This window comes from uncultured Oribacterium sp. (assembly GCF_902481605.1).
In the GTDB taxonomy this organism is placed as follows: domain Bacteria; phylum Bacillota; class Clostridia; order Lachnospirales; family Lachnospiraceae; genus Oribacterium; species Oribacterium sinus.
The window spans coordinates 1-6279 of sequence record NZ_CABSXI010000092.1 but is presented as its reverse complement, the minus strand read 5'-3'; the positions used below and the strand labels follow the sequence as shown (position 1 = coordinate 6279).

Genomic DNA, 6279 nt, shown 5'->3' with positions numbered 1-6279 from the left:
GCTAGCGAGAGCGTGCCCCAAATTTAGACCTATATTGCTTAGAAAATTATATTGATTTTTGAAGTCCCTTTCTGGAAACATTTATTCCTAGGATGTTTAATATCCAAACAAGACTACCCAGTAATCGTTTCCTTTTTCGTCCAGATAATAGCCTGCTCCGAAGTGCTGAAATTCTCCCTTACTCATAATGCGATTGTGGGCTGCACTGGAAATCCAAGCATTTACGGTTCTGTCGGGAGTTTCGTTGTTGTGGGCAAGAATTTCTCCGTATACATCCGCTTCATCCAAAACGGAGCCCCCCTGGGGTCTTGTATGGGAAAAGCTTGCAGCACATTCCTTGGCTCTGATATCTGCAATAGAGCTTAAGCGTTCACTTTCTTCTAAGGCGTGTAAGTTTTGCCCTGCTCTGAATTGGTTGATTCTATCCATTGTTTCTTGCTTGTAGGAGGAACTGTCTTGAACGGAAGTAGTATCGTTCTCTTCCGTATATTCGTCCTGAACATCCCTTGTTTGTACAACGGAATCTACAGTCCAAGCGCCATTCTCATCTACGGTATAGCCGTCGGGAGTGGTGGTATTGGTATACATCCAACCATTGGCATCAAAGTAATAGCACTCAGCAACGCCGTCATTGTCGGAATCAATCCATTGCCATGTAGAGCGTAAATAATTTTCATTTCCTAAATCGTACCACCAGGCATCCCTGGAAGTTCCTTTGGTAAAGCCTACGGAAAATGTTGGAATAGCGGAAAGCAGGAAGGCAACAGAAATGGCCATGAGAAACTTGACCATGAATTTATGCCTGGAACTTACCGGAGTTTGAAATGGGTTTTCTGAAACGACTTCTGTTTTTGAAATGGCTTCTGTTTCTGAAATCTGATTTATTACATCTGTAAATTGATCTATTTCAATGGAGGAATTCTCCGAAATTGTATTTTTTGACTGAAAAAATTTTTTGATTTGACATCCTATCATTGGTATATGGACTCCTTTCCGTGTATGCATATTAATGCATAAATAAAGGCAAATCAATAGGCTTTCGCAGATGTCAAGAAACCGTAAAATAAAAGTGTAAATCTATGAAGACAAACCTAATATTTTGGTAAGGATAAGGCATTTTTGATTACAATATTTAGTCGCATTTCTTAATTTTTTGAACTAAAATAAATCTTAAGAATAGTGGTGATAATGAATACTTTAAGTGCTTGTTTTTTATAGAATTTGGAGTAAACTGATTGAAATGAACTGGAAAATTGTATTTTGATGAAAATGATAAAATAGGAAGTTGGAGCTATTAATGGATGAGGTATTACGTAATGACAGCATAGAAGCTATATGGAAAACGCAAGATGAGGCTTATGCCTTAATGCGAGAGTACGATGACATTCCTCACAATTATGGGGACTATTGTCTATACCAGGTCGAAGGAGAGTTTATTGATATTATTGCAGAGCATCCGGATATCACGATGACGGAGATTTCAGAACTATTAAACAAGACTCCAAGTGCGTGCTCTCAAATTGTTCGAAAACTCATAAAAAAAGAATTGATCGTTCAAATTCGTGATGAGAAGAATAACAGGAAATATAAACTGAGACTTACGGAACTGGGAGAAAAGGTATATAAGGGTCATCAGCTTTTTACAGAAGAGTGCAGAGTGTATTTTCAAAAATGTTTAGAGGGCTTTTCAGAGGAGGAACTAATGCTATATGTGAAAATACAAAAGAGTATTAATAAAGCTTATCAGCATGATATCCAGAAGGGCAGCATTTTGTTCTCTATTCCGGGCTTTTATCAGGATATTAAAGAAAAGTAAAAAGTAGACTAATATAATCTGTGAAGTATAGTTTTACATGTTTTTGGTGTTTAGTCTCTTAAAGACAAAGCATATAAATGGCACAAATAATAGAAAGACATAATCAATATTTTGTTGATTATGTCTAATTTTGTGCTATAATACAATTATTAAGGTACTTCATAATAAACTATCTAAACAAAATAGTGTGGAGAAGCTAGAGGGGTATTTTTTATGGTCTGAATTTGATCAAATAAACCGAATAAGCGTTTCCTAATATTGGGACAAGGTTTATTTTCTTATAGCAATATTAAAAACTGTTATGGCCAAGAGATTATGAGAAAGGAGGAAAAACGCTTGGTTTGAGTATTGAGCAAAAAGTATTATCACATCGAAAGGAGGACAGCGCAATGAAGGAGGAAAAAGGAAAGAAACTTGGTCTATGGAATATTGTTGGACTTGGATTAGGAGGAGCAATAGGAACAGGAATATTTGTTTTACTAGGCTTTGGAATTGGCTATACCGGTAGATCGATAGTACCGGTAGTAGTAATCGGATGTTTCTTCATGCTACTGGCATACTGGTATAATCTAGCCATGCCCTTTATGTTTATTCTGGAGGGGGGAGATTATAGTATGAAGGCTATGCTTTTCAATCCCTTAATGACGGGGGTCGGGGGCTGGATGGTAATTGTAAATGCTATATCCACCTCTGGCTATGTGATTGCTATTACGGATTATCTTTGTGTTTTGTTTCCATCATTAAATGGCTACCGAACAATCTGCTCATTTATTATGCTTACATTATTTTTTTTATCCACCATACGAGGATCACGTTTTGTCACAATTTTGGAAAATTTTGTAACAATTGTTTTGGTGGTGGCTTTGACTTTGTTTGTGGCATTTGGAATTGGAAAAGTTGATCCTACTGCATTTTTTAATACTACAGGCGATGGAGGATTTTTTAGAGGAGGATTTCCAGGATTTTTAAGTGCTATAGCGGTTATGGGGTGGGCCTGTCAGGGAACGACAATGGCTCCCGTGTCTATGGCAGCGGTAACTAAGAACCCAAAGAAAACTCTTCCGGTTGGAATTCTTATTATTACAGTAATATTGTCCGTTATTTACGGGTTAATGGCCTATGTAGCAGCAGGAGTTTTACCTTATGAAAAGATTGCCGGAGCAAATCTAAGTTTAACTGCGGAGGCAATTTTTCCAAGAAGCTTGTATTTATTCTTTGTGGTAGGTGGAGGTATTGGTGCAATCGCTTCTTCTTTACTGGGGGGATTGGCAATGTTTCGTTATCCATTACTCCATATTGCTGAGGACGGATGGCTTCCTAAGGTTTTTAAGAAGACTACAAAGGACGGATATCCCTACCTGTCTTATCTGGTTTTTTACCTTGTTAGTTTAATACCAATTCTAACGGGAATGAATATTGATTCGGTAGTATCTTTGGTGATGATTCCTTCTATGCTGATTAATCTGTATGTAAATTTAGCCTGCATAAAGCTTCCTGAAAGATATCCGGAACAATGGGAAAAACGTTCTATCCGCATGGGAAAAGGTTTGTATTATATTTGTTGTGTTTTAGGAGCGATTTGTGCAGCTATTGTTGCATTTAATTTATTTAAGGATTTGAATATGCAAAATGCTATCATTTGCACGGGGATTATAATTGCATTGGTTGGGCTTTCTTACTGGCGCTTAAAGATTGGGGCAGTGAAGAAAGAGGATTTGGAACTTCGTAAAGAACAAATTGTTAAGGCGGCTTTAGCAGCGGAAGAATAAGGAAAGGAGTAGTTTATGAAATACGATTTTACATCTATTATTGACAGGCATGGAAAGGATGCTATTGCCATAGATGGTTTAGGAACTTGGCCCGGCTTTGCTCCGGATAAACCCGCAGATGGAGTAGACATCATTCCTATGTGGGTTGCGGATATGAATTTCCCAACAGTTCCAACCATTCAGGAAGCTATTATCGAAAGGGTAAAGCATCCTGCCTTTGGCTACTTTGCTCCCACAGATGCTTATTTTAACAGTATCATTGGTTGGCATGAGAAAAGAAATGGAGTTAAGGGCTTAAAGAAGGAGCATATCGGTTATGAAAATGGCGTTTTAGGAGGAGTGGTTTCCACACTCTGTTCATTTGCTTCTCCCGGTGATGGAGTTTTGGTGCACAGTCCGACCTATATCGGCTTTACCATGAGCCTAAGTAATAACGGCTTCAAAATTGTTCATAGCCCTCTGTATAAGGATGAGAAAAATGTATGGCGTATGGACTATGCGGATATGGAGAAGAAGCTTCAGGAAAATAATATTCATGTGGCTATTTTCTGTTCTCCCCACAATCCCTGTGGTCGCGTTTGGGAGAGGGAAGAGATCCTAAAAGCCATGGAGCTCTATGAGAAGTATGATGTTACCGTTGTGGCGGATGAAATTTGGTCGGACATCATCTTAGAGGGATATAAGCATATTCCTACTCAGTTAGTAAATGATTGGGCAAGGGAGCATGTGGTGGCTTTATATGCCCCCAGTAAGACCTTTAATCTGGCAGGATTGGTTGGCTCCTACCATATTATTTACAATAAAACCCTAAGAGACAGAATACGGGCAAAGTCTTCTAAACCTCATTATAATGATATGAATGTCTTGTCCATGCATGCTTTAATAGGTGCCTATAGGCCGGAGGGGCATGAGTGGCTGGAGGAATTACGCCAGGTGATTACGGGGAATATTGATTTTGCCGTAAATTATATCCGAGAGCATTTTGAGGGCGTGGAGGTTTCTAAGCCTGAAGGCACCTATATGCTCTTTATGGACTGCGGAAAATGGTGTGAAAAGAATGGAAAGACGATTCAGGAAGTGCAGAAGGCAGGATGGGACTTAGGCGTTATGTGGCAGGACGGAGAAATGTTTCATGGTAAGGACTGCATCCGCTTAAATCTTGCTTTACCCCGTTCCAGAGTGGAAGAAGCTTTCCGCCGCATGGATCAGGTTTTTAATGAAAAATGGTAAAAATCAAGAATAATAGGATGTACTAAAGAGTATTGTCAAAAGAATAGTTTTTAAAATAGACCCCGAAACTTTCAGTAGTGCTTCACAAATAGCACAATACTGAAAGTTCGGGGTCAAGTTTGCACTAATTTTCTATTTTCCTTGTCATAAAATTCATCCTTCAGTAGAATAAAGCGAAAAGCGAAAAGCGAAAAGCGAAAAGCGAAAAGCGAAAAGCGAAAAGCGAAAAGCATAAAGCATAAGGAATAAGACATACAGTGCTAAAGGGATGAAAGGGAAAATGATGGAAGAGCGAATCGGTATTTTGGTTTTTGGCGCGGTTTTTGTGGACATTAAGGGTTATCCTTTTTCTTTGTATCGGCCGGATGGAAGAAACGCCGGAAAGGTGGTCAAGGTTCATGGAGGTGTGAGCCGAAATATTGTGGAGGATATTGCCAATGTGGAGCTTCGTCCCACCTTTATTTCTGTTGTGGATAAGGATGCCATTGGAGAAGAGGTAGTACAGAAATTAAAGAGGCATAAGGTAAATACCAATTATATTCAGCGTATTGAAGGGGGCTTAGGAACCTGGCTGGCAATCTTTGATACGGAAGGGGAGCTTATGGGCTCTATTTCCCAAAGACCGGACCTCTCTAAACTGGAAGAGGTACTTGCAAAGCACGGGGATTCTCTTTTCTCCCGTTGTGATAGCGTGATAGTGGAAATTGATATGGATTCCAAGCTTTTAAAGCAGATTTTTCAATTGGCTGAGAAATACAATAAAAAAGTATATGCAGCTGTTTCCAATATGTCCATCGCCCTAGAAAGAAGAGACCTTTTAAAGACCACTGCCTGTATTGTTTGTAACCAGCAGGAGGCAGGGATGCTCTTTTCCGAGGACTTTGAGGAAATGAATTTAGAGGAAATGGCAAGCTCTCTTTCCTCCTATGTGGTAAAGGCACAGTTTCCCCAGATGATTATGACTTTAGGGAGTCAGGGAGCTATCTATGCGGAGCAAAATGGGCATTTTGGGCATTGTAAGGCGAAAAAGGTTCATGTGATCGATACCGCAGGAGCAGGAGATGCCTTTTTTGCAGGAGTGGCCATGGGACTGACTTATGGTAAGAATCTGATGGAATCCTGTGAAATCGGCACAAAACTGGCGGCTTCCGTCCTTGGCACCTCGGAAAATGTAAACCCTCGCTTCCTTCCGGAAGAATTGGGGCTTAAAAGCTTGGAAGACTGAAAGAAGAAGTCAAGCTTTGATGAAAGATTTCAGAAAGTGGATTTGAAAGCTTTGTAGAAGGGTTTAAAAGGTTAAGAGGAGATTTTCAAAATGATTTCTATCATTGTTGCTGTGGCTAAAGGCGGTGCCATCGGAAAAGAGGGAAAGATGCCCTGGAAGATTCCCGGAGAGCAAAGGCAGTTTAAGGATCTAACCACCGGCCATGTGGTGGTTATGGGCAGAACGTCTTATGAGGAAAT

General features: G+C 39.7%; 6 protein-coding genes. 5 read left to right on the top strand and 1 reads right to left on the bottom strand.

The features are described 5' to 3' along the window. Positions 1 to 96: 96 nt before the first annotated feature. Positions 97 to 792: a CAP domain-containing protein gene (locus RDQ32_RS10500; RefSeq protein WP_308580424.1), complete on the bottom strand. Its 696-nt coding sequence runs from the start codon at positions 790 to 792 to the stop codon at positions 97 to 99. 505 nt (positions 793 to 1297) lie between these two features. Here RDQ32_RS10500 and RDQ32_RS10495 point away from each other — a divergent pair. The 5 genes from RDQ32_RS10495 to RDQ32_RS10475 all read left to right on the top strand — a co-directional run. Beyond that, a complete protein-coding gene (locus RDQ32_RS10495) occupies positions 1298 to 1816 on the top strand; it encodes a winged helix-turn-helix transcriptional regulator (RefSeq protein WP_308580422.1) in 519 nt (172 codons plus the stop codon). A gap of 389 nt (positions 1817 to 2205) precedes the next feature. After that, entirely contained in the window at positions 2206 to 3585 is a 1380-nt protein-coding gene (locus RDQ32_RS10490) for an APC family permease (protein ID WP_308580420.1), read from the top strand. A 15-nt stretch (positions 3586 to 3600) separates the two neighbouring features. After that, the gene (locus RDQ32_RS10485; protein ID WP_308580419.1) at positions 3601 to 4815 is read left to right on the top strand and encodes an aminotransferase class I/II-fold pyridoxal phosphate-dependent enzyme; all 1215 of its coding nucleotides are present in this window, start codon (positions 3601 to 3603) and stop codon (positions 4813 to 4815) included. 283 nt (positions 4816 to 5098) lie between these two features. Further along, positions 5099 to 6040, top strand: a complete 942-nt coding sequence (locus RDQ32_RS10480; RefSeq protein WP_308580427.1) for a PfkB family carbohydrate kinase — start codon at positions 5099 to 5101, stop codon at positions 6038 to 6040. A 90-nt stretch (positions 6041 to 6130) separates the two neighbouring features. Continuing rightward, on the top strand, positions 6131 to 6279 hold a 149-nt coding region (locus RDQ32_RS10475), incomplete at its 3' end, for a dihydrofolate reductase (protein ID WP_308580425.1).